At 68.1% G+C, this 20,398-nt stretch carries 18 protein-coding genes and 1 pseudogene; 6 read left to right on the top strand and 13 right to left on the bottom strand.

Annotation, left to right across the window (positions count from 1 at the left end):
• Nucleotides 1–549: 549 nt before the first annotated feature.
• Both F7R91_RS33165 and F7R91_RS33160 read left to right on the top strand, forming a co-directional pair.
• On the top strand, nucleotides 550–1,014 hold the full coding sequence (locus F7R91_RS33165) for a hypothetical protein (RefSeq protein ID WP_150955540.1): 465 nt from the start codon (nucleotides 550–552) through the stop codon (nucleotides 1,012–1,014).
• A 262-nt stretch (nucleotides 1,015–1,276) separates the two neighbouring features.
• Nucleotides 1,277–1,717 carry a putative zinc-binding protein gene (locus tag F7R91_RS33160; RefSeq protein WP_331000674.1) on the top strand — a complete coding sequence of 147 codons (441 nt, stop codon included), beginning with the start codon at nucleotides 1,277–1,279 and terminating at the stop codon, nucleotides 1,715–1,717.
• 165 nt (nucleotides 1,718–1,882) lie between these two features.
• On the opposite strand, the gene F7R91_RS33155 is transcribed toward F7R91_RS33160, so the two are convergent.
• The 3 genes from F7R91_RS33155 to F7R91_RS33145 all read right to left on the bottom strand — a co-directional run bounded on the left by F7R91_RS33155 (nucleotide 1,883) and on the right by F7R91_RS33145 (nucleotide 3,743).
• The gene (locus F7R91_RS33155) at nucleotides 1,883–2,650 is read right to left on the bottom strand and encodes a calcium-binding protein (RefSeq protein WP_150955538.1); all 768 of its coding nucleotides are present in this window, start codon (nucleotides 2,648–2,650) and stop codon (nucleotides 1,883–1,885) included.
• 388 nt (nucleotides 2,651–3,038) lie between these two features.
• Entirely contained in the window at nucleotides 3,039–3,242 is a 204-nt protein-coding gene (locus F7R91_RS33150) for a hypothetical protein (protein ID WP_150955533.1), read from the bottom strand.
• A 63-nt stretch (nucleotides 3,243–3,305) separates the two neighbouring features.
• Nucleotides 3,306–3,743 (bottom strand): winged helix-turn-helix transcriptional regulator, encoded by a 438-nt coding sequence (locus F7R91_RS33145; protein WP_408056082.1) that lies wholly within the window; start codon nucleotides 3,741–3,743, stop codon nucleotides 3,306–3,308.
• 144 nt (nucleotides 3,744–3,887) lie between these two features.
• Between F7R91_RS33145 and F7R91_RS33140 the strand changes: the two genes are divergently transcribed.
• Together F7R91_RS33140 and F7R91_RS33135 are read left to right on the top strand one after the other, a co-directional pair.
• On the top strand, nucleotides 3,888–4,775 hold the full coding sequence (locus tag F7R91_RS33140) for an aldo/keto reductase family oxidoreductase (RefSeq protein WP_150955528.1): 888 nt from the start codon (nucleotides 3,888–3,890) through the stop codon (nucleotides 4,773–4,775).
• 762 nt (nucleotides 4,776–5,537) lie between these two features.
• Entirely contained in the window at nucleotides 5,538–6,008 is a 471-nt protein-coding gene (locus F7R91_RS33135; RefSeq protein WP_191971736.1) for an ATP-binding protein, read from the top strand.
• 199 nt (nucleotides 6,009–6,207) lie between these two features.
• Here F7R91_RS33135 and F7R91_RS33130 read toward each other — a convergent pair whose 3' ends face one another.
• The 6 genes from F7R91_RS33130 to F7R91_RS33100 all read right to left on the bottom strand — a co-directional run bounded on the left by F7R91_RS33130 (nucleotide 6,208) and on the right by F7R91_RS33100 (nucleotide 13,425).
• Nucleotides 6,208–8,061 carry a sodium/solute symporter gene (locus tag F7R91_RS33130; protein ID WP_150955522.1) on the bottom strand — a complete coding sequence of 618 codons (1,854 nt, stop codon included), beginning with the start codon at nucleotides 8,059–8,061 and terminating at the stop codon, nucleotides 6,208–6,210.
• A 49-nt stretch (nucleotides 8,062–8,110) separates the two neighbouring features.
• A complete protein-coding gene (locus F7R91_RS33125; protein WP_225320914.1) occupies nucleotides 8,111–8,539 on the bottom strand; it encodes a hypothetical protein in 429 nt (142 codons plus the stop codon).
• Nucleotides 8,536–9,411: a LytR/AlgR family response regulator transcription factor gene (locus tag F7R91_RS33120; RefSeq protein ID WP_150955519.1), complete on the bottom strand. Its 876-nt coding sequence runs from the start codon at nucleotides 9,409–9,411 to the stop codon at nucleotides 8,536–8,538. Before F7R91_RS33120 ends, F7R91_RS33125 begins: the two co-directional genes overlap by 4 nt.
• Before the next feature lie 121 nt (nucleotides 9,412–9,532).
• Nucleotides 9,533–10,801 (bottom strand): sensor histidine kinase, encoded by a 1,269-nt coding sequence (locus tag F7R91_RS33115; RefSeq protein WP_150955516.1) that lies wholly within the window; start codon nucleotides 10,799–10,801, stop codon nucleotides 9,533–9,535.
• Between the two features lie 186 nt (nucleotides 10,802–10,987).
• The gene (locus F7R91_RS33105; RefSeq protein ID WP_150955513.1) at nucleotides 10,988–12,304 is read right to left on the bottom strand and encodes an ABC transporter ATP-binding protein; all 1,317 of its coding nucleotides are present in this window, start codon (nucleotides 12,302–12,304) and stop codon (nucleotides 10,988–10,990) included.
• A 308-nt stretch (nucleotides 12,305–12,612) separates the two neighbouring features.
• Complete coding sequence (locus F7R91_RS33100) at nucleotides 12,613–13,425, bottom strand: endo alpha-1,4 polygalactosaminidase (protein WP_150955510.1); 813 nt, start codon at nucleotides 13,423–13,425, stop codon at nucleotides 12,613–12,615.
• A 312-nt stretch (nucleotides 13,426–13,737) separates the two neighbouring features.
• Between F7R91_RS33100 and F7R91_RS33095 the strand changes: the two genes are divergently transcribed.
• Complete coding sequence (locus F7R91_RS33095) at nucleotides 13,738–14,952, top strand: Gfo/Idh/MocA family protein (protein ID WP_150955630.1); 1,215 nt, start codon at nucleotides 13,738–13,740, stop codon at nucleotides 14,950–14,952.
• Nucleotides 14,953–15,068: 116 nt separating this feature from the next.
• On the opposite strand, the gene F7R91_RS33090 is transcribed toward F7R91_RS33095, so the two are convergent.
• The 4 genes and pseudogenes from F7R91_RS33090 to melA form a co-directional block, all read right to left on the bottom strand.
• Nucleotides 15,069–15,944, bottom strand: coding sequence for an endo alpha-1,4 polygalactosaminidase (locus F7R91_RS33090; RefSeq protein WP_150955507.1), 876 nt, complete (start codon nucleotides 15,942–15,944; stop codon nucleotides 15,069–15,071).
• Between the two features lie 245 nt (nucleotides 15,945–16,189).
• Nucleotides 16,190–16,331 (bottom strand): annotated as a pseudogene (locus F7R91_RS44530) (IS1380 family transposase); the annotation flags it as partial.
• Nucleotides 16,298–17,071: a DeoR/GlpR family DNA-binding transcription regulator gene (locus F7R91_RS33085; RefSeq protein ID WP_230989824.1), complete on the bottom strand. Its 774-nt coding sequence runs from the start codon at nucleotides 17,069–17,071 to the stop codon at nucleotides 16,298–16,300. The pseudogene F7R91_RS44530 and the gene F7R91_RS33085, both read right to left, overlap by 34 nt.
• 584 nt (nucleotides 17,072–17,655) lie before the next feature.
• A complete protein-coding gene (gene melA / locus F7R91_RS33080; protein WP_150955502.1) occupies nucleotides 17,656–18,966 on the bottom strand; it encodes an alpha-glucosidase/alpha-galactosidase in 1,311 nt (436 codons plus the stop codon).
• A gap of 158 nt (nucleotides 18,967–19,124) precedes the next feature.
• Between melA and F7R91_RS33075 the strand changes: the two genes are divergently transcribed.
• Nucleotides 19,125–20,333, top strand: a complete 1,209-nt coding sequence (locus tag F7R91_RS33075; protein ID WP_150955499.1) for an RNA-guided endonuclease InsQ/TnpB family protein — start codon at nucleotides 19,125–19,127, stop codon at nucleotides 20,331–20,333.
• Nucleotides 20,334–20,398 lie beyond the last annotated feature (65 nt).

Genomic DNA, 20,398 nt, shown 5'->3' with positions numbered 1-20,398 from the left:
ACAGGGGAAAGGAATGCATGCCCGGAGGGAACGGGACAACCGGCAAGTCGGCTCCGTTGGGCCGATCGGATTTCGATCGGCCAGGCCGGGCGCGGCACCGTGGCGCTGGTAGGCCAGGGATCTTCCGCGTCCCTTCAGGGGCGCTGGAGTGATCGATCATCCTTGGTCCGAAGGCAGGGCTTCAAGGGCCCTGGGTAACAAATCGGACTCAACAATGAGCTACCACCTGGTAACCGTCCGTTGCGCCCCTGTCCGGGTCCGTGTCCGGGTCTTCGAGACTCCGCAGCCGTAGGCGATCGCAGCCGTGGGCAACTCGACGCGACCGCTCGACGGGCTTGATCTGTCGAGCATGGTTCCTGTCCCGGGTGATCTCACTGTTCGGGCCGGCGGTGGCGTGTGCTTTGGGACCGGGCTCCGTTCCTGTCCGCAGGTTTGGCGCGGCCGCGGGAGCTCTGCTGGCCCAGAAGGCTCGAGGAGCAGCCGTGCTGTCGGGGTACGGGCCTACGATCACGGCGATGACCAGTCGCCTGTCACGTCGAGGGAGCTCTCATGGCTGAGCTTGTCCGGCGGCAACACCTGAATGCGGACGTGGGCTACCACGCCTTCGCGCTCCAGGAATCCGATGACGCCGATTTGCCCGTCCCGTTCCCGGACGGCTTCCAGAGGGGCGTGTTCCTCAACGCGTTCCCGGGGCGCCTCGACCTCTACAGCGCCGGCCACACGCACACGGCTTCGGTCACCGTCGAGGTGTGGGACGGCCGGCCGCCCGCGCACGATGCGTCGGGCTGGGATGAGCAGGCTGAGGCCGACTTCGATTCGCCCAGCGGCGAGGTCGCCATGTGGTCGATGAGCCTGGCCCGCACCGAGGAAGTGTTCGCTCTCGGCTCCCCCGGCACGTGGCGGGTGCGGGTGAGCTGCGTCGGCCGCGCCGAGGCTGCTGCACTGTCGGGGGGCGAGGGCACCGGCGACGGCGTGGAGCGGTATCTCGCGCAGTTCTGGCCCGCCAAGGCCTGAACATGAGCCCGCGAGGGGTCCACCTGGGCCGCCTGCACCTGCGCCTGGCCTGTGCCAGCGCCTGGCCCAGGAGACGATCTTCACGATGAATCCGTCGTCCATGCTGTCGATGATGCGGTAGTGGCGTAGAACGCGGCCTGTGCAGGTTCCAGGCCGGCGCCCGGGGGGTCTTTCGGCCCTACGGGGGGAGTCCAACGGGCCGACACCTACCCCGTTGGGCCCACGCGGCCGACGATCGCCCGGGCCTAGGCTCGCGAAACACGTGCCGCATACCCCCGCGCCGCACACCGTCCGCCCCAACCAGCGAGGCCCCCGGGTGAACCGTCGTCGTGATCTGCCCCTTGTCTACTCCTGCTCGGGCTGTTCGAGCGCGGCCCAGATGACCAACTGGATCGCCGTGCAGCTCGACCGGCGCGGCATCGCCGAGATGTCGTGCATCGCCGGTGTCGGCGGGGACGTGCCGAGCCTGGTCCGCAAGGCCCGCAGCGGTCGCCCCGTCATCGCCGTGGACGGCTGCGTGCTCCAGTGCGCCCGCAACTGCCTCGCCCGGCACGATGTGCAGCCGGTCGTGCACCATCTCCTCAGCGACGACGGGGTGCGCAAGCGGCTGGGCGAGGACTTCGATCCGGAACAGGCCGAGCAAGTGCTCGACGGGCTGATCGCCCGCATCACCGAGGAGACCGGCTCGGGGCCGAACTCCTGACAGCCGCTCTGGCCCTCGGCGCGCCGCAGCGTGGCCACGCATAGGTGAGGGGTGACGAAGAGCTCCCGGCTCTCCGCGGTCAGCGGTCAGCGGGGGCCACGACGCCTTGACCGGGCAGTTCGAGGACCATCACTGCGTCGACCACCTGTCGATACTGTCCGTTTCTCAGCGGACGTCGACGAAGTCGCCGCTCGCCTTGACGGCGGAGGTGGTGCCCGTGCCGGCGAAGGCGAAGCGGTAGTACCCATCGGAGCTGGCGGTGGCCGTGGCGGTCACGGCCCCGCCGCTGCCGCTCGTGACAGTCTTGATCGTGGTATAGGTGCTGGCGCCCCTCTTGCGGAATTGAAGCTTCACCGGCTGCCCCTTGAACCCGACGTATGTGTCAGTGCCCCAGTCGGCACGTGTGAGCGTGCCTTTCACTGTGATCGTCTTGCCCTTCTTCACCGGCTCGGGGGTGGCGTTGGCAGTGAGCCTGGCGGCGCGCAGCAGTTTGAAGGTGTACTTGTCCTGGTTTTCGTAGGTGTCCTCCCACGCGTCGACGTGGAGGTGAACCTTCCATGTTCCGGCGGGGCTGCTGTCCTGGGTGAACACCTTGATCGGGTCCACGGTGTAGGAGCCGGTGCAGGTCGTTGTGGGCTTGGTCTCCGCGCAGTCGAGCAGCTGACCGCCGTCTGTGTAGACAACGGCGTACGAAGGGCTGAACAGGGTCGCGTTGGCCTGGTAGACGCCGGAGGCGTGGCTCGCGGTGACGGCGATCGGAAACTTCACCACCGCATGCGTGCCGACCACCACCGGCTTGCCCCCGTTGACGACGACCTTGTCGACCGTGATCTCGTCGGCGGCCGCGGCCTGCCCAGACGGAATCGTGAACGCGGCTCCAGCGAGGGCACAGACCAGGCCGACAGTGGCGGTACGTCCGACGGTTGTATGCATACGACCCCTAGCGAAACGAGACAGATGGCCCACCGAACTTGCCTGCCGGCTGGGCCTGTTGACGAGTCAGCGCATCGTACAGCCGTTCGCAGCCAGGTACCGGTCAGTCAATCTTCATTGGCTGTACGGCAACCAGCTCTGCATCTGCTTCGGTCGCCTTCGTACGACGCGCACTCATCCACGGCCGTACGTACGTCGGCGACGGGTGTCCCTGCATCGGAATGCTCGTTGGAGAGCAGGGTCACCGTTGACATCCGCGCGCGGCCGGGCCGCCGTCCAAGGCATGGGCGTTGATGCCCTTGGCGGCGATGGTCACGGCCGGCTCCGGGCCGATCAGCACGCAGTCACCAGGGAAGTGGGGCCAGGCCCCCGTTTCCAAGAATCGCCATCACGTGGCAAGCAGTTGTGTCACCGACTCGCCAACATCGAGCGCGGCAGCCAGTTCATCTCGTGTCTCGGCAGGTATGGGGCCTTGGCCGAGTCCACTTTCTGTGAGCCGCGCGACGAACTGTTCCCGCTGCTGCTCCGACAACTCTGCGGATGTCACCGGATGAGCCAGCTTCGCACATCGCCTACCCGTCTCTTCGAGCATCCGGAGAGCTTGTGCGTTGTAGCGCCGAGAATACGGAGCTTTGGGACGGTTGGATGTGAGTCGTCAGGACGTGTGAGAGTCGTGGTTCTCGCGGTTTGCGAGGACCTCGGCCATGTGCGTCTGCGCCCAGTTTCTGAGCCCGCGCGTCATGTGGTGGAGCGAAAGACCGAGGTCGGTCAGCTCGTAGGAGACGGTGACAGGGACGGTTGGCGTGACGGTGCGGGTGAGCAGACCATCGCGCTCCAGCGACCGTAGCGTCTGGGTCAGCATCTTCTGGCTGACACCAGCCAGAAGACGAAAGATCTCGGAGTAACGCATCGCCTTCGGAGCGTCCGCGTGTGCTGCACCGGGCTGGCCAGGGCTGTTGTCGCCGCCCAGCGCACACAGGATCAGGACGACCCACTTGTCCGAGATTCGGTCGAGCAGCCGCCGGCTGGGGCATGCTGCCAGGAACGCGTTGTACTCCACCTTGGCCTGAGCCCTCTTCTGGGCCGCCTTCATCGTCGTCACTGATCGCACCTCTCACCGATGGGTGGGTTACGCACTCCAAAGTGCCTACTTCCCGACAGGAAGTTTCTCTCCAATGCTGACGCAGGGAGGCAGCAGGCGCCACCCCCCCCCAAGTGCACGACGAAAGGCAACAGGATGACTACACCCTCCCCCTCTCTTCCCGGCGGCACCTGGACTCTGGGCGACCTGACCGTCACCCGGTTCGGCTACGGCGCCATGCAACTGGCGGGCCCGTGGGTCATGGGGCCGCCCGCCGATCGCGACGGTGCCCTGGCCGTTCTGCGAGAAGCAGTCGACTGTGGCATCACCCACATCGACACGAGCAACGCCTACGGGCCGCGCGTCACCAACGAGTTGATCCGCGAGGCACTGCACCCCTATCCCGAGTCGCTGCACATCGTGACCAAGGTGGGCGCGACCCGCGACGAACAGGGTGGCTGGCCTCCGGCCCGGCGACCCGAAGATCTGCGCCGCCAGGTCCACGACAACCTCAAGTCCCTCCGGCTCGACGTACTCCACCTGGTCAACCTCCGACTCGGCAACGCCGAAGGTCCCCAGCCCGGCTCGCTCGCCGAGGCGTTCGAGGCGCTCGTCGAACTCCAGCAGCAGGGCCTGATCCGCCACCTCGGGGTCAGCAACGCCACCGCGGAGCAGGTCGCCGAGGCACAGAGCATCGCGCCGATCGTATGCGTGCAGAACATGTACAACTTCGCCCACCGCGACGACGACGAGCTCATCGACCGGCTCGCCACCGACGGCGTGGCGTACGTGCCCTTCTTCCCCCTCGGCGGCTTTACCCCGCTCCAGTCCTCGGCGCTCTCGGCGGTCGCCGCTCGATCGGAGGCGGCACCGATGTCCGTCGCACTGGCCTGGCTGCTGCAGCGATCACCGAACATCCTGCTCATCCCCGGCACGTCATCGACGGCACACCTGCGCGAGAACATCGTTGGCGCGGGACTCTCCCTCTCTCATGAGGACTTGACCGAGCTGGACGACATCAGCCGCCGCATGCCCCAGAGCTGAACGGCCCACAAGCGGCGGTGGAATCTCACCCCGCGTCGGTTGCCCGGTAGGCGTCGAGTTTCCCGAGGAAGGGGGTGGTGAACAGGTGGCGGTCGATGCGAGCCACCGACGTGCTGGCCTACGTCGAACGCCCGGGCACGTCCAACGGACCGACCTAGGCCATCAACGGTCGGCCACGACTACACCCTGGATTGTGAAGAGCCGGTAACCGTTCATCGCACCGCCGCTACCACTCGGCGCATTCGCCAGTCCGCTCGTCGCAAGAATCCATCCGATCGGCATGCCCGGCTGTCAAAGGGGGAGGCAGGGGCGCCCCCGACGACGTATACAGGACGCGAAACCAGCGAACCCGCCGGACTTCGTTCCTGCGGGAAGCGGCTCGGACCGGGCCCGGCACCGCCACGGCGGCAGGTGCAGCAACGAACCCCTCATGGTTCACCGCCGCACGAAGGGAAACTCCACTTCACCACCATTGCAGCCGATCCGGCTCCTTGTCCGCCCGCACAGGCCGTACCTGCTCAGGACAAGGGCTACGGCGAGTACAAGACGCGGAACCAGCCGACCCGCCGGGGCTCCTTCCAGCGGGGAGCGGCCCGGACCGTGCATGCCACCGCCGCGGCGGCAGATGCAACAACGAACCCCCAAGGTTCACCGCCGCGCGAAGGGAACTAACAGCTCATGTCCACCAACATTGCAGCCGATGCGGCTCCTTGCCCGTCCGCACGGGCGATACCTGCGTGGGACGTCGAGTACTCGAACTGCTTGGATATCCCGCTGACCGCCGACCCGGCACACGTCGCCACCGCCCGCCAACAGGTGACGTACCATCTGCGGCGCTGGGATCTGGACCACCTGGCAGAGGACGCCGCGCTGATCACCTCCGAGCTGGTGACCAACGCCGTGCTCTACGGCCGGACCGAGCGCATCATGCTGCGCCTGGCCAAGTACGGCAGCCCAGCCCCACAGCTGCTGATCACAGTCACCGACGAGTCCGCTGCCGACGCCGTGCCCAAGGCCGATTCCCCCGAAGGCTCGCAGGAACGCGGCCGCGGGCTGCACATCCTCCAGTGCCTGGCCAGTTGTTGGGGCACGGCGAAGACCAGCGGCGGAAAGCTCGTCTGGGCCACCCTGGCCCTCTACGGCTCCGGGCACGAGAACCGTGCCGGTCGAGCACAGTCGCCCTGCTGTGCGGGCTCTGAGCTGGCTCTGGCCCTGGCTCGGTCGGACGGCTAGTACTTGATCCGCGTTTCGCTATCTGGCCTGGTCAGAGGCGTCGTCCGCGGTGTAGTCGGCTCTTGGTGCGTCAGGGGCGGTCTTGCCGGACCGCCCCACCAACGAGCGGATCGAGAACCGGCCGCGCTGCGTTCCGGGCCGTCCCCCAGCGGGTCTCACTGCACAGCCGGCCTGCACGACGGCCGGCCGCGCCCCGATCTCACTCGATACGCCTGCTGTCATCCGCGGTCACGGCCGCTGAGCCCCGGCGCGGCAGCACCAGCGATTCCGGCGCGTGGAGGCGGACCAGCGTGCGCGCAGTGGTGGGAGGGATGCTGCTCCGGGTCAGCCAGGACGTCCCCATCATCACGACGAAAGCCAGTGGCACGCTCCAGGCCGCCGGACGGCTCAGCACGGCACCCATCCAGCCCCCGAACGGTCGGCCGACCATGGTGAAGGCCACCGCGCCGAAGGTGGCGCCCCCGCCGACGAGCAAGCCCGCGACGGCGCCCTGCGGCGTCAGGCCCCGCCACCAGATACCGAGAAGCAGCAGGGGCGAGAACGACGAGGCGGCCACCGCGAACGCCAGTCCGACGACGTCCGCCGCCGGTCGGTGAACCACGGCGAGAGAGAGCACGCACGGCACACAGGCCGCTGCCACCCCGGCGAACCGTAGGCGCAGGACGTCCGCACGGCCTTCGAGCCGGGCCACTCGCCACATTCTCCTGCGGCGCGGTCGACCCACTGGCATGCGGTGGCGCGCCAGGCGTGCTCTGAGACCTGCCCGGATGTGTCCCAGTTCCTGGCCGAGCACCCCGGCCACCGAGACGGTCAGGCCGCACGCCGTCGACAGGAACGCCGCGAAGGCGCCCGCGGTCACCAACGTGCCCAGCAGCACTCCGGCGGCTCCGTCGACGAGCCGGGTGGGCAGCAGCAGTACGGCCGCATCCGTACGGCCGGTCATCAGCAGTTCCGGGGTGTACAGCCGGCCCAGCGCCCCGTACACGGGAGGCAGGACGTAGAACGCGGCGAGCAGCCACAGCACGGCCCAGGTGGTGCGGCGGGCGGCCGCTCCATCGGGGTTGGTGTAGAAGCGCACGATCACGTGCGGCAGCCCCATGGTGCCGAGCAAGGTGGCAAGGAGCAGTGAGTACGTCCCGTACACCGGATAGGGGGTGCCCGACAGCGGCCGGGACCAGTCCTTGCCGGGCAGCGGCTCTTGCCCTGCGGGGTGGGGGACGTCGGCCCCGGCGGGGAACCTCACCCGCGTTCCTTCCCCGAACTGGTGGGCTCCCACGGTGAGCCGCACAGGTGCGTTCTCCAGCTGGTGTCCGTCGGCACTGCCGCGCACCGTGACGGTCACGGGTTCTTCGACGTGTACGCGTACGGCCTGCTGGACGGAGACTGTCGTCGCCTCCCGGAACCGGGGCGGAGCGTCGGCGCTCGGCCAGGGGGCTCCGTCGGCGCGCCAGGCCAGCAACAGGAAGATCACGGGGATGGCCAGTGCGGTGAGCTTGAGCCAGTACTGGAACGCCTGGACGAAGGTCACGCTGCGCATCCCGCCGGAGGCGACGGTGATCATCACCACGGTGGTGACGATCACTGGTCCGACCCACAACGGGGCATCGGTGACGGTACGCAGTGTCAGTCCTGCACCTTGCAGCTGCGGGAGCAGATAGAGCCAGCCGGTGAACACCACCAGCAGCGCCGTCAGGCGGCGCACGCGGAGGGACTCCAGGCGGGCCTCGGCGAAGTCCGGCAGCGTGTACGCGCCGGAGCGGCGCAGGGGGGCGGCGACGAACGCCAGGAGCACCAGGTATCCGGCGGTGTAGCCGACGCCGAACCAGAGCATCTCGGCGCCGTAGGCCAGCACCAGCCCGGCGATGCCGAGGAAGGAGGCCGCGGAGAGGTACTCGCCGCCGATCGCCGAGGCATTACGGAAGGGGGAGACTGCGCGGGAGGCGACGTAGAAGTCGGATGTGGCCCGTCCCGGCCGCAGACCGTAGACGCTGAACAGGGCGGTGGCGACGGACACCAGGGCCACGGCCGCAATGGACTGGGCATTGCTGTTCATGGGGTTCGGTTTCCCGACGGGGGCCGGCGCCGGGTGCGGCGGGCGTCTGTCATGAGCGCTCGATCAGATCGACGAAGTCGCTCTCATTGCTGCGGGCGTGGCGCAGGCACACCCGGGCGAGGATGAGGATGACCGGGTGCACCGCCACGCCGAGGATGAGCCAGGCCACGGGGATCCCGGCCAGGGTCCCGTCCCGGAGGGCGGGCGTCGAGAAGACGAGATACGGAAGGCCTCCCAGGACGAGGACGAGGACGCCCACGACGGCGAGGCCGAGGCGAAGCTGGCTGCGCATGAGCGAGCGGAGGTAGACGTCACCGAGGGGGGTCTGCCGGCCCAGGTCGTCGCTGACGGATGTCTGCCGGGCGACCGGCTGCCCTTGTCCGAGGGACGCCAATGTCCTGGGATGGGCCACGGTGACGCGGCGCGGAGGCGGCTTGGACGCTCCCGGATCGCCGCGACGGTCCACCTCGCCCGTCATCTCGCACCGTCACGGTGGGGAAGGGAAGGCCGTCCAGGCCGTTGAGCGGTGGCGGACGGCCCACCACTTCGCGCGGGCGGGCTCCCGGGAGGGGCTTCGGGGCGGCGGGTGAACGCGTGGCGGACCAGGACGTCCCTGACCTGACGTACATGGCGCCGGCTGACGGGCAGTACCGTGTCCCCGAGCCGCACGCAGGTCCTTCCGGCTTCCATCCGTATCTCATTCACCGCCGTGACGGCGACCAGATAGCCGCGGTGGATACGCAGGAAACCGGCATCGCGCCAGCGCTCCTCCAGGGCGGCCAGGGACGTCCGCACCAGGTGGGTGCCCGAGGAAGCGTGAAGGCGCGCGTAGTCGCCCTGGGCCTCGGCGTAGAGGACTTCGCTGCGCCGGACGAAACATGTCACCCCGCCCAGCTCGACACTGATGACCTCGTCGGCAGGAGGGACTGTGGCTTGCGCGGTTTCCTCGGGCGCGGCTTCTTCGGTGGGCTCGTTGGTCTCGTCTGCAATCCGGCGCACCGCCTCGGCCAGACGTTCCGGGTCCACCGGTTTGAGGACGTAGTCGGCGGCGTGCAGGGAGAACGCGTCGACCGCGTAGTCTTCGTGCGCGGTCACGAACACCAGCCGCAGCGGTCTGGCGAAACGGGAGATCAAGCGAGCGATGGCCACGCCGTCCAGATCGGGCATGCCGATATCGAGGAAGACGGCATCGAGGGGCCGTCCCGCCCCCAGGGCCCGGTCGATCTCGAGAAGTGCCTGGGTGCCGTCCGTCGCGGTCCGCACTTCGGCGACCCGCGCGTCGCGGCGGAGCAGGTAGGCCAGCTCCTCCAGCGCGGGCGCCTCGTCGTCTACCGCGAGGACGTGGAGCATAGTGCGAGGTTAACCACACCTGCACTCGGGGTGGAACCCGCGGCGGGCGCACGATACGCACCGAATGTGCATGGTTGCTCTCAGCCGCGCCCAGTTGCTCTTCAGCCGTGGTCGGCTGCTCTCAGCCGTGGTCGGGCCCCTGCTGGACGGCTTGAGGATGGAACTTCGGCACCTGTATCCGCACCTTCGTTCCGGCCCCCGGCGCGGTCTCCACCACCAGCCCGTACGCGTCCCCGTAGACATGCCGCAGCCGCTCATCGACGTTGCGCAGCCCGATTCCCGGTTCCCGGCGACGCTCGGAGCCGGAGGGCCCGTCCGCACCCGGTTTTGTCTCGCCCCTGAGCGTGGCCGCCAGCCGCTCGGGGTCCATGCCCGCACCGTCGTCCTCCACGCTGATACGCGCCTCGCTGCCCGCGTCCTCGGCAGTGATCACCAGATGGCCTGGACCGGCACGGCACTCCAGGCCGTGGCGGACCGCGTTCTCAACAAGAGGCTGCAGGCACAAGAAGGGAACCACCACGGAGAGGACCTCTGGTGCCACGCGCAGCGTGACCTCGAGGCGGCCGCCGAAACGGGCACGCTCCAGCAGCAGGTAGCGGTCGATACAGCGCAGCTCCTCGGCGAGGGAAGTGAAGTCACCATGCCGTCGAAAGGAATAACGGGTGAACTCTGCAAAACCGAGCAGCAGCTCTCTGGCCCGCTCAGGGTCGGTCCGGACGAAAGACGCGATGGCTGACAGTGAGTTGTAGATGAAGTGGGGCGAAATCTGAGCACGCAGCGCGCGGGTCTCCGCCTCCGCCACGGCCGTGCGGGAGCGATCGAGTTCGGCCAGCTCCAGCTGTGTCGACACCCAGCGCGCGACCTCCGTAGCGGCTCGGACCAGGCCCGTGGTGGCCGAGGATCCGTAGACGGCGAGCGTGCCCTCCGGCTGGCCCGCGACGATCAGTGGCACGACCACCCCCTGCCGCAGCAGGCAGTCCGGCACGTCACAGGGGGTGTCGCCGGGGCCCAGGACCTCCGTGCGCCCGCTGGCCAGGGCGCGCCGAGCGTGCCTGGATACCGCCTCTTGATGATCGTGTCCGGCGCCGGGGACGGAGCCGTCCCAGGCCAGCACCGCGCCAAACGTATCGGTCAGGGTCAGTGCGGGCACACCGAGCAACACACGCAGATGCCGTCCAGCCCGTCGCGCACTGTCCGCGTTCAGCCGGGCCCGCAACGGCGGCGCGGCCAATGAGGCCGTGTGCAGAGTCTCGTACGTGGCTCGCTCCTGCGCGCTGCCGAGGAACTGACGCCTACCGACGGAACGCAGCAGGAAGACCGCGGCCCCGATGATGATCACCAGTGCTGCTGCCAGGAGCAGGGCGGCCGTAGCGGTCGAATCCCACGGCATGATTGGACGGTACCGCGCAGTGGCCCGCTCAGGGCAGCCCTGCTCAGTGAAGGGTAGGGGCAGCGTGATGGACCTCGTTGCCGCTGCCCGCAGCATCGTCCTCACCGATCATGTGGCCAAGGACGGCGCCTAAGATCGCCGAACGGTGCAGGCTCCCGCTCACCGGTACGGGCGTGGCCAACCGGATCATAGGCCGGGCACTTGGGCGGGCGTCGGGCAGATCCTGCGGCCCAGCTGGTCGAAGAAGTACAGCTGCGCCATGTCCACCAGGAGCGGCACCTGCGCTCCGGTCCGCAGCCGCAGGTCCGCGCCCGTGCGCACGACGAGGTCACCGGCGGAGACGGCCCGCTGCCGGGGCGCCTTCGGCGGGTCCAGTACCGCCACCGGTGCGGCGATCTGCGCCAGCGCACGGTCCTTGATCCGGGTCAGCATCCCCGGGCCGGTGGTCCTGCGGCTGCTGCCGGGCTGCTGCTGCCGCGGCGACTCCAGGTCGGCGACCACGGCCGGGGTCGAGCCGGTGTCCAGGTGCACCAGCGTCTCGTGCCCCTGGTAGTCCAGGTGCTGCACGATCCCGGTCAGCGCGACCTCGCCCGCTCGGGCCTGGCTGGGCGGGGCAATCCGCGCGGCCTCGGAGCGCAGCCCCACGATGATCTGCCGGCCCTGCTGGATGCGCAGCAGCTGCTGGTCCGCGCTGAGCTCTGCGGGCAGCGGCAGCCGCTGCCGGCCCAGGACGATCGACATCGGGCGGCCCAGTGGTGCCTGCACGACGGCCTGCAGCAGGTTCATGCGCGGGGTGCCGACGAAGGCCGCGACGAAGACATTGTCGGGCAGGGCGTAGATCTCGCGCGGGGTGCCGACCTGCTGGAGCACCCCGCCGCGCAGGACGGCGACGCGGTGGCCGAGCGACATGGCCTCGACCTGGTCATGGGTGACGTAGAGGGTGGTCACCCCCAACTCGGCGGTGAGCTGGGCGATTTCGGCCCGCAATTGGCTGCGCAGCTTGGCGTCGAGGTTGGACAGCGGCTCGTCCATCAGGAAGGCGGAAGGCCGCCGGGAGATCGCCCGGCCCATCGCCACGCGCTGGCGCTCGCCACCGGAGAGTTGGCGGGGATAGCGGTCCAGCAGATCCCCGATGCCGAGCATCCGCGCGGTCTCCTCGACGCGGGGGGTGCGGTCGGCGTGCGGGTCCTGCACGCGCAGCGGGAAGCCGATGTTGTCGCGGATGGTCATGTTCGGGTAGAGCGCGAAGCTCTGGAACACCATCGCCATGTCCCGCTCGCTCGGCGGGATGTCGTTGGCGTGCTCGCCGTCCAGGTACAGGTCGCCCTCGGTGATGTCCTCCAGGCCCGCGATCATCCGTAGCACCGTGGACTTCCCGCAGCCCGACGGGCCGAGCAGGACCAGGAACTCCCCCGGTTCGACATTGAGGGAGACATTGTCGACGGCATGCTCCGCGCGCCGGTATCTCTTGCTGACGTGGTGAAGGGAAATGGCGCGCGTCATGGGTCCTGCCCTGAGAAAGATGCTGCAACGGTTACTGACGGATCGTGCAGGGTGCGGTGCCGCGGATGCGGGTCTGGCACGCTTGCGGTCACGGTTCAGGGGGGCGTGTACGGTGGCACGGCAGGTCGGCCCAGCTGGCACTGGAAGGCGCCCTTGAACGCCTTCCAGCTCGCCTTCGAAGGCTGGATCACGCCTCCCCAGCCGCTGAAGCGGGCCGCGCGGCTGCGGGGGCGAGTTGAGCGACCGTAACAGCGCCACGCCATTCGCCTGCGTTCTCAGGAGGCCCACTGCGTCGGAGGGCGCCGGGTTCAACAGGTCTGGCGGACGTATTCAGGGCTGCCCGCCGGCGATACTTGGACGTCGCGCTGGACGATGCTGAGCATGTCGCCCCACCCGGCACAGGCGTCGGCAAGACCCGTGTCGGTGTACTCGATCACGATCACGTTGTCGCCGAAGGCGGCGGTGTAGTCGCCGCACTCGACGTATTGCCCGCATTCCTCGCTGACCGCGAAGTCGAGACCGTTGGCGACCCTGTTGGCGGCCAGTTCGGCGGTGTTCTTCTGGCCGATCGCCAGTCCGTCGTTGTGGGCGCGCGCTGACTGAAGCTTGATGAACTCCTGTGCGTCGGTGGTGCTCAGCAGTCCACCGGAGCGGAGGTAGCTGTCGTAGTTGTCCGGTTCGATGGCCTGAAAGCCATGGTCGCGGCAGCCGTCGATCCAGGGGCCCACCTTGGCCATGATGCGTTCCCGCTTCTCGGCGCTGCGGATGTCGAGGAGGGCCTCCTTCCACTCGGTGTCGTAGACGATGTTGCCGGAGGCGTCGCGCAGCAGCAGGTCCGCGTCCCACTCGGACTCGGCCCCGGGTTGTGCCTGGAACGTGTTGACGTAGCAGACGTTGTACAGGCCGGCAGCCGGGGACGCCCCGTGGTCACGAATGACGATCTGGACGCCCTCGGGCGGGGTGTAGGCGCCGCCGATCTGGTAGTCGACCCCGGCATGGGTGGGGGGCGCAATGGGGTCGGCCGAAGCGGTTGCCGGGACGAGCAGCGTGCCGGCCAGAGCCGCGGCACATGCGGCGGCTATGCCGAGCTTCTTGCGGGAGAGAACAGGCATACGGCTCATGTCTGAGCTCCAAGAGATGGTGGGCACGACCCCGCCTCGGACGCGGACGGCGATCCTGGCGACTCGGGCCGGGCTCCTGGCTCAAAACCAGCTACCGGCTGGGCGTACCTCTGCACCGAGTACACGACATCGGCACTGCCGGGAGTAAATAGGCCGCAAGTGAGCCTGTCAATGCTTCACACCCCGATACTTGCGTGTTTCTGCTCGATATGCTGCGAACTCGCGCAGAATTAAGCACACTTGCAGAGCTTGGCCCGGCGCGGGGCTCGCAGCCCGGGGGCGCCTTGCTGCAAAGGGGATGGGATGAGTTCTGTGACGGACGTCAGGCTCGGTGTGGTGGGGCTCGGTGTGCGCAGCGCACTGGCCGAGTACGCGCACCGACCCGGAGCAGGGTCACGAATCGTGGCTGCATGCGACAGCCACCGGTTGCGCCGCGAGTCGGCAGTGGCTCGCTACGGCCCGGACGTGCGCGTGGTGGCCGACTACCGCGCGTTGCTCGACGCCGAGCTCGACGGCGTGTTCGTGGTCACCCCCGACCACACGCACGAGGAGATTGCGGTGGCGTTTCTCGAGGCCGGCATCGCGACGTTCGTCGAGAAGCCGCTGGCCATCACCACGGCCGGGTGTGACCGCATCCTCGACGCGGCCCGGCGGTCGGACACGCGACTGTACGTCGGCCACAACATGCGCCACATGCCGGTGGTACGCGCAATGCGAGACCTGATCCAGCGGGGTGCAGTCGGGCAGGTCAAGGCGATCTGGTGCCGGCATTTCGTTGGGCATGGCGGCGACTTCTACTTCAAGGACTGGCACGCCGACCGTCGCAACACCACTGGGCTGCTGGTGCAGAAGGGCGTCCATGACATCGACGTGATCCACTGGCTGGCGGGCGCCGCAACCAGACGGGTGACCGCCCTCGGCGGGCTGTCGGTTTACGGCGACATCACTGACCGCGCCGGACGCGACGGCCAGGTGATGACTGACTGGTGGAAGCCCGAGGAGAACTGGCCACCGCTGGCACAGCGCGGGCTGCACCCCGTGGTCGACGTCGAGGACCTGTCGATGATGCTCATGCAGCTCGACGACGGCGGGTTCGCCAGCTACCAGCAATGCCACTTCACTCCCGACTACTGGCGCAACTACACCGTCGTCGGCACCGAGGGACGGCTGGAGAACTTCGGCGACGAGGACGCCGTCGTCAAAGTCTGGCAACGCCGCTCCGACTATCGCGACGACGCCGACCTCGTCGTCCCCGTCCCCGCGGAGGACGGCACACACGCGGGAACCGACCCGCGGATCGTGAACGAGTTCGTACGATTCATCCGGGACGGGGCGCCGACCATGACGTCACCGATCGCCGCGCGCGACGCGGTGGCGGCGGCATGCGCGGCCACCGCGTCACTGCGCGCCGACGGCCACCCGATCGACGTACCCCGCCCCGATCCTGCAGTCGAGCGCTACTTCGCATCCGTCCAGCCCACGAACCAATCCTCCCCAACGGAGAAGGCCCATGACGCCGGTTGTTGAGGCAAAGGCCGGCCTGCGCGGGACTGCTGGCCTCGCAGCCCGGTTGACCGATCGATGGCCGGATCCGTGGACCGGCCTTGGGTGTCCGGTCCACGGCCGGCGTCATCGAGTCCGACTCACCGGCACGGTTCGAACACCGTGTCGTCGAGGTTGAGGGCGAACCTCACGCCGTTGAAGTTGTTCGCGTTGTCCTGGGCACAGAACGATGAGGTTGAGAGCTTGTACTCGGCCTGGAAGACGGGCTTGCCTGCGGCGACGTACTGGTCGAGTCCGTAGGACCCGGTCTGAGCGGTCGTGCATTCCTTGTACTGGTTGCACTGTTCGTTCATCGCGCCGTCGAAATACGGCAGCAGGTCCGGGATCTGCTCATTGTCGTTCTTCTGCAGCACGGTCAGCCCTCGCGCGTGCGAGTCGTTGGCCAACGTCGCGTTGTAGTACAGCTGGTCGGCGGCCGTCAGCGGGAAACCGGTCTTGTTGGTGTAGCCGTCAACGTTGTCCAACTCGACCATGTCGAAGCCCTTGGCGCGGCACATGTCCAGCCGGGCGTCCATGATCGAGCGGAGCACGCTGCTCTCGTTCTGTATCTCGCGGATGTCCAGCCACTTCTCCCCGGGCCAGCCGTTGTTCTTCCCGAGAACTGAGGCGGGGAACTGTGAGGCGTCCGGGCGCCAGTCCTCGTAGCTGCCGGCGGATATGTAGCAGACGGCCTTGATGCCGGCGTTGTGCAGGGACGACACGTCCGCGGCCGACGCGTTGAAGCCGTCCACGTCGTACATCTGAACGTTTCGGTACGGCGCGGTGGGTACCGAGGACAGGACCCAGTTCCAGGACGTGTTCAGCGCCGGATGCCAGCACGGCCCCCCGGTGCACGCCACCGGGGCTGGTGGGGCGGGTGTCGCGGACGCGGACGGGGCCAAGACGACGGCGCCGGCGAGCGCGAGACCGAAGGAAGCGACGATGGCCGACCACCTGAGATTGCGGGTATACCGCATGTGTTTCCTCCATGGAGAGTGCGAGAATTCCCGTGCTGGGCGAATAGGTAGCAGCGTGTTCTCGGAATGGTCGAGGACTGTTGAATGAAGTGCGCAGCCGCAGTGAGCGATTCCGTCGGATCGCTCATCGCGAGTGTGCGGTTCCTCTACGCTGCGGCGCGGCCTTCACGCTGTGCGCGGTAGGGACGAAACACTGCTCAACGTGTCCCCTCCGGGCTGCCGGTCAGTCAGGCGCTGTCGGCACGAACCTCGGCGACCCAGGCGCCCTCAGGGACCTCACCGACCAGCTCGACGGCCGGGGTCCACACCGAAGGAGAGACCTTCAAGAGTGCGGCGGATACCGCCGGTGATGGTCATCCCGACCGAGTACGACGGCCACCGACCTCGGCAATCCTCACCACGACGCCACGCGCGGCAATCGCGGCCAGCTCATCGACGTCCGCGCTCGTGTCCGTGACCAACTCGGTCACGACGCGAAGGTCTGCCACGTGTGCGAACAGGTCTCGACCGATCTTGGAACCGTCGGCCACCACCACGACCCGCCGAGCCCGGCTGATCATCAGAGCGTTGATCTGTGCCTCGACTTTGTCGTACGTCGACAGTCCGGCCTTGGCGTTGATCCCGTCGATGCCGATGAACGCGGTGTCGATGTTCACCCTTCCCACGGTCCCTTCGGCCACCGGCCCGACGAGTTCGTAGGAGTTGGGCCGAGCCACGCCACCCGTGACGAGCAGCTTCACCCGCGGCTTGTTCACCAGGGCGCCCGCAATGTTCAGCGCGTTGGTGATCACCGTCAGATCGGTCCGGGTCGCCAGCAGCCGGGCGACCTCGCCGGTCGTGGTGCCGCCGTTGATCGCCACGACCTGATGGCCGGACGTCATGCAGCGCATGGCCATCCGCGCGATCGCCTGCTTGGCCGCACGGCTCTTGCTGTCGCGGTAGCGGACCGGCAGCTCGTAGGCCACGGCGCGGCCCACTGCGCCACCGCGGGTGCGGATGAGGAGGTTCTGCTCGTCCAGCAACGAGAGGTCCCGCCGAATTGTCGCGACCGAGACCCCCAGCTCTCGGGCCACGCCGACGACGTTCACTGTGCCGCCGCAGGCCAGTCTTTCCAGGATTGCGCTCACGCGGTCGGAACGATGCATTGTGGGAGCGGAGTTGCGCTCTCGGGTCATCTGCCTCTCCAAGCTCGCGAATTCAAAAGCGGGCGCATGACACACGGCCCCGTCCCGACGAGGTGATCTCCCGGTGATTCAGGACGATCCCGTGGACCGGGCCGCGCAAGAGTCGTCAGGCGGGACGAGTCGCGCGGAGAGGAAGCGTGTGCGCGGAAGGCGAGGCCGGCCGAGAGTCCAGCCCTTGGACACCGAGCCGAGATGCAGTCGATGGGCCATTGATGAGGCGCAAAACGAGCTCCACTGTGCTGGAGTGCACGACCCCGCCTCGGCAGCTGACGCCGCGTCCTGGTGCGACGTGGCTGGATGCTACCGCTGGCAGCGCTTGGGCGGACGGACCAGGTGCCGTGGGCGTCCACGGCGAGCATGCCGTCCGCTCCGAGCGAGAACACCACGCGTTCGGCACCGGCGTCGCGCAGTGCATGGGCGGCGTGAAGACCCCCTCTCAGGAAGCGCCGTCGTGGTGAGGTGCCCGACAGCACGGAGGCAGCAACCGGGCGAGGCCGTCGGCCGAGGGTGGCTCGTGCGTGTGCTGGTCAGCTGCCGAGGACGGCGCGCAGACCGGGCTGAAGGGCGTCGGCGTGGGCTTTGACCATGTCGTCGCACAGCTGCCAGATCTGATCGACGGTCAGCGCCGCGGCGGTGGCCGGGTCGGTCATCGCGGCATGCCGGATGTGGCGGGGCTCATCCTGTATCGCGGCCCGCACCACCAGGTCGTTGGTGCTCAGATAGGCGCGGTTGAGGGCCGCCAGTTGGGGTGGCAGCGCACCGATGCGGGTGGGTTGGACGCCTGAGGAGTCGACCAGGCACGGCACTTCCACGACCCCGCTCCCAGGCAGGTTGTGGATCAGACCCTGGTTGGGGACGTTGCCGTAGATCGTGCAGGGTGTTCCGGTGACGATGCTGTGGATGATCTGGGGTGCGTACTCCATGGTGCCCTCGACGGCAATCGGAGCACCGCAGGCCAGGGCCTCGCGGGTCTTCTCATAGGCGGTGACGTTCTCCTGGACGGTGCGCAGATACTCGCCGATGGGCAGCCGCAGCCGGTCGATCTCGCCGTTGTGGTGCAGGTACCAGGGCACATATTCGGCCGAGTGCTCGCTGGTCTCCGTCGGGTAATGGCCAAGGCGTCGGTACATGTCGACGCGCACCCGGCGGCGCAACTGTTCGTCGTCGGCGATCAGAGCGTCGAGGCGCGGATACAGATCGCTGCCCTGATGCTCGAAGCGCAGCACCCAGGCCTGGTGGTTGACACCGGCGGCCTGGTAAGTGACCTCCTCGTAGGGGACCTTGACCAGGTCGGCGAGGCCCCGCATCGTCCAGTATACCGAGTGGCACAGGCCGACCACCTTGGTCAGTCCGGTGGCCTGGCTGAGGTATTGGACGTTCATCGCCATCGGGTTGGTGTAGTTGAGCAGCCAGGCGTCCGGGCAGATCTCGTCGATGTCCTGGCCGAGCTCCTTCAGAAAGGGGAAGGTGCGCAGGGCGCGGAAGATGCCGCCGATGCCGAGGGTGTCGCCGATCGTCTGGCGCAGACCGTAGCGGGCGGGGATCTCGAAGTCGGTGTGGGTGGCCTCGCCCATGCCGATCTGCACCATGTTGATGACGAATTGGGCACCGTCGAGCGCCTCGCGGCGGTCCAGGTGCGCGCTGATCACGGGGCGGGCGTGACGCTCGGCGGCGATCAGTCGGGCCGCGGCATGGGCGGTGGACAGGCGTTCGGCATCGATGTCGTGCAGAGCGATGTGCGCGGACTTCAGCTCGTCGAAGGCGAACAGGTCCGCGAGCAGGCCCTGGGTGAAGACGACGCTACCGGCGCCGATGAAGGTGATCTTGGGAATGCTCATCGGGATTCCTCCGTGGATGCCCCGGCCTTCAGGCCGGGGAGGGAGCGGACTCCTGCGGGGCAGGGCATGGAATGCTGATTCGCCGCCAGGGCGGTTCGGCGTCCACCGGCCACCCGCCGACCCCCTTGGCTCACACGGGATTTGATAGAGTGTGAGGCGTGGCGCGGCAGGTCAAGCGGGCGTTCAAGTACCGCTTTTACCCCACGGACGAGCAGGCAGCTGAGCTGTCCCGCACGTTCGGCTGCGTCCGCCTCGTGTACAACAAAGCGCTGGAGCAGCGCACGCGGGCCTGGTACGGCGAGCAGCGACGGATCTCCTACGTGCAGTCGTCCGCCGCGCTGACGCAGTGGAAGAAGACCGGGGAACTCGCGTTTCTGGCCGAGGTGTCCTCCGTTCCGCTCCAGCAGGCGCTGCGCCATCTTCAGACGGCGTTCGCCAACTTCTTCGCCAAGAGGGCCAAGTACCCCCGGTACAAGTCGCGGAAGAGGTCCAGGGCGTCGGCCGAGTACACCCGCAGCGCCTTCACCTGGCGCGACGGGCAACTGACGCTGGCCAAGATGGCTCAGCCGCTGGGCATCCGATGGTCGCGTCCGCTCCCGAAAGGTGCGGAGCCGCCCACGGCGACCGTGTCCCGCGACACGGTAGGACGCTGGTTCGTGTCCCTGCTGTGCCAGGACACCATCGCCCCGGCCCCCGCCACTACAGCGGCGATCGGCCTGGACGTCGGGGTCACCTCCCTGGTGACCCTGTCCACCGGTGAGAAGGTCACCAACCCGAGGCACGAGCGCCGTGACCGGGTCCGCCTGGCCCGCGCGCAGCGTGAGCTGTCGCGGAAAGCGAAGGGGTCCGCGAACAGGGAGAAGGCCCGGCGTCGTGTCGCCAAGGTCCACGCGCGGATCGCCGACCGGCGCCGCGACTTCCTCCACAAGCTGACCACCCGACTCGTCCGTGAGAACCAAACGGTCGTGATCGAGGACCTCACCGTCCGCAACCTGCTGAAGAACGGCCATCTCGCCCGCGCCATCTCGGATGCGGCATGGACGGAACTCCGGTCGATGCTGGAGTACAAGTGCGCCTGGTACGGGCGCGAACTCGTCGTGATCGACCGCCGGTTCCCGTCCAGCAAGCTGTGTGGGAACTGCCAAACGGTCCGCGAGAAGCTGCCGCTGAACGTCCGCGAGTGGAGGTGCGACTGCGGCACCGCGCACGACCGCGACGTGAACGCGGCACGCAACATCCTGGCGGCCGGGCTGGCCGTTTCTGCCTGTGGAGACGGTGTAAGACCTCAACGGGAGTCCTCCCGGACGGGGCGGTCGTCGGTGAAGCAGGAAACCCAGCGGGCGACTGCTGGAATCCCCCGCCTGTAGGCGGGGGAGGATGTCAAGCGAGGCGGTTTCCGTTAAGGGTGAGATGGGGGCGTACTTCGTCCCAG

The sequence above is a fragment of the Streptomyces luteolifulvus genome, from assembly GCF_008806595.1.
In the GTDB taxonomy this organism is placed as follows: Bacteria; Actinomycetota; Actinomycetes; order Streptomycetales; family Streptomycetaceae; genus Streptomyces; species Streptomyces luteolifulvus.
Note: the sequence above shows the minus strand (reverse complement) of the source record. Positions and strands in the feature narration are given on the sequence as shown.

What these genes read in the sequence shown, in the direction of transcription:
- F7R91_RS33165 (WP_150955540.1), top strand. Translation starts at nt 550, where the DNA reads ATGGCTGAGCTTGTCCGGCGGCAACACCTGAATGCGGACGTGGGCTAC.
- F7R91_RS33155 (WP_150955538.1), bottom strand. Translation starts at nt 2,650, where the DNA reads ATGCATACAACCGTCGGACGTACCGCCACTGTCGGCCTGGTCTGTGCC.
- F7R91_RS33150 (WP_150955533.1), bottom strand. Translation starts at nt 3,242, where the DNA reads ATGCTCGAAGAGACGGGTAGGCGATGTGCGAAGCTGGCTCATCCGGTG.
- F7R91_RS33145 (WP_408056082.1), bottom strand. Translation starts at nt 3,743, where the DNA reads ATGAAGGCGGCCCAGAAGAGGGCTCAGGCCAAGGTGGAGTACAACGCG.
- F7R91_RS33140 (WP_150955528.1), top strand. Translation starts at nt 3,888, where the DNA reads ATGACTACACCCTCCCCCTCTCTTCCCGGCGGCACCTGGACTCTGGGC.
- F7R91_RS33130 (WP_150955522.1), bottom strand. Translation starts at nt 8,061, where the DNA reads ATGAACAGCAATGCCCAGTCCATTGCGGCCGTGGCCCTGGTGTCCGTC.
- F7R91_RS33125 (WP_225320914.1), bottom strand. Translation starts at nt 8,539, where the DNA reads ATGACGGGCGAGGTGGACCGTCGCGGCGATCCGGGAGCGTCCAAGCCG.
- F7R91_RS33120 (WP_150955519.1), bottom strand. Translation starts at nt 9,411, where the DNA reads ATGCTCCACGTCCTCGCGGTAGACGACGAGGCGCCCGCGCTGGAGGAG.
- F7R91_RS33115 (WP_150955516.1), bottom strand. Translation starts at nt 10,801, where the DNA reads ATGCCGTGGGATTCGACCGCTACGGCCGCCCTGCTCCTGGCAGCAGCA.
- F7R91_RS33105 (WP_150955513.1), bottom strand. Translation starts at nt 12,304, where the DNA reads ATGACGCGCGCCATTTCCCTTCACCACGTCAGCAAGAGATACCGGCGC.
- F7R91_RS33100 (WP_150955510.1), bottom strand. Translation starts at nt 13,425, where the DNA reads ATGAGCCGTATGCCTGTTCTCTCCCGCAAGAAGCTCGGCATAGCCGCC.
- F7R91_RS33090 (WP_150955507.1), bottom strand. Translation starts at nt 15,944, where the DNA reads ATGCGGTATACCCGCAATCTCAGGTGGTCGGCCATCGTCGCTTCCTTC.
- melA (WP_150955502.1), bottom strand. Translation starts at nt 18,966, where the DNA reads ATGAGCATTCCCAAGATCACCTTCATCGGCGCCGGTAGCGTCGTCTTC.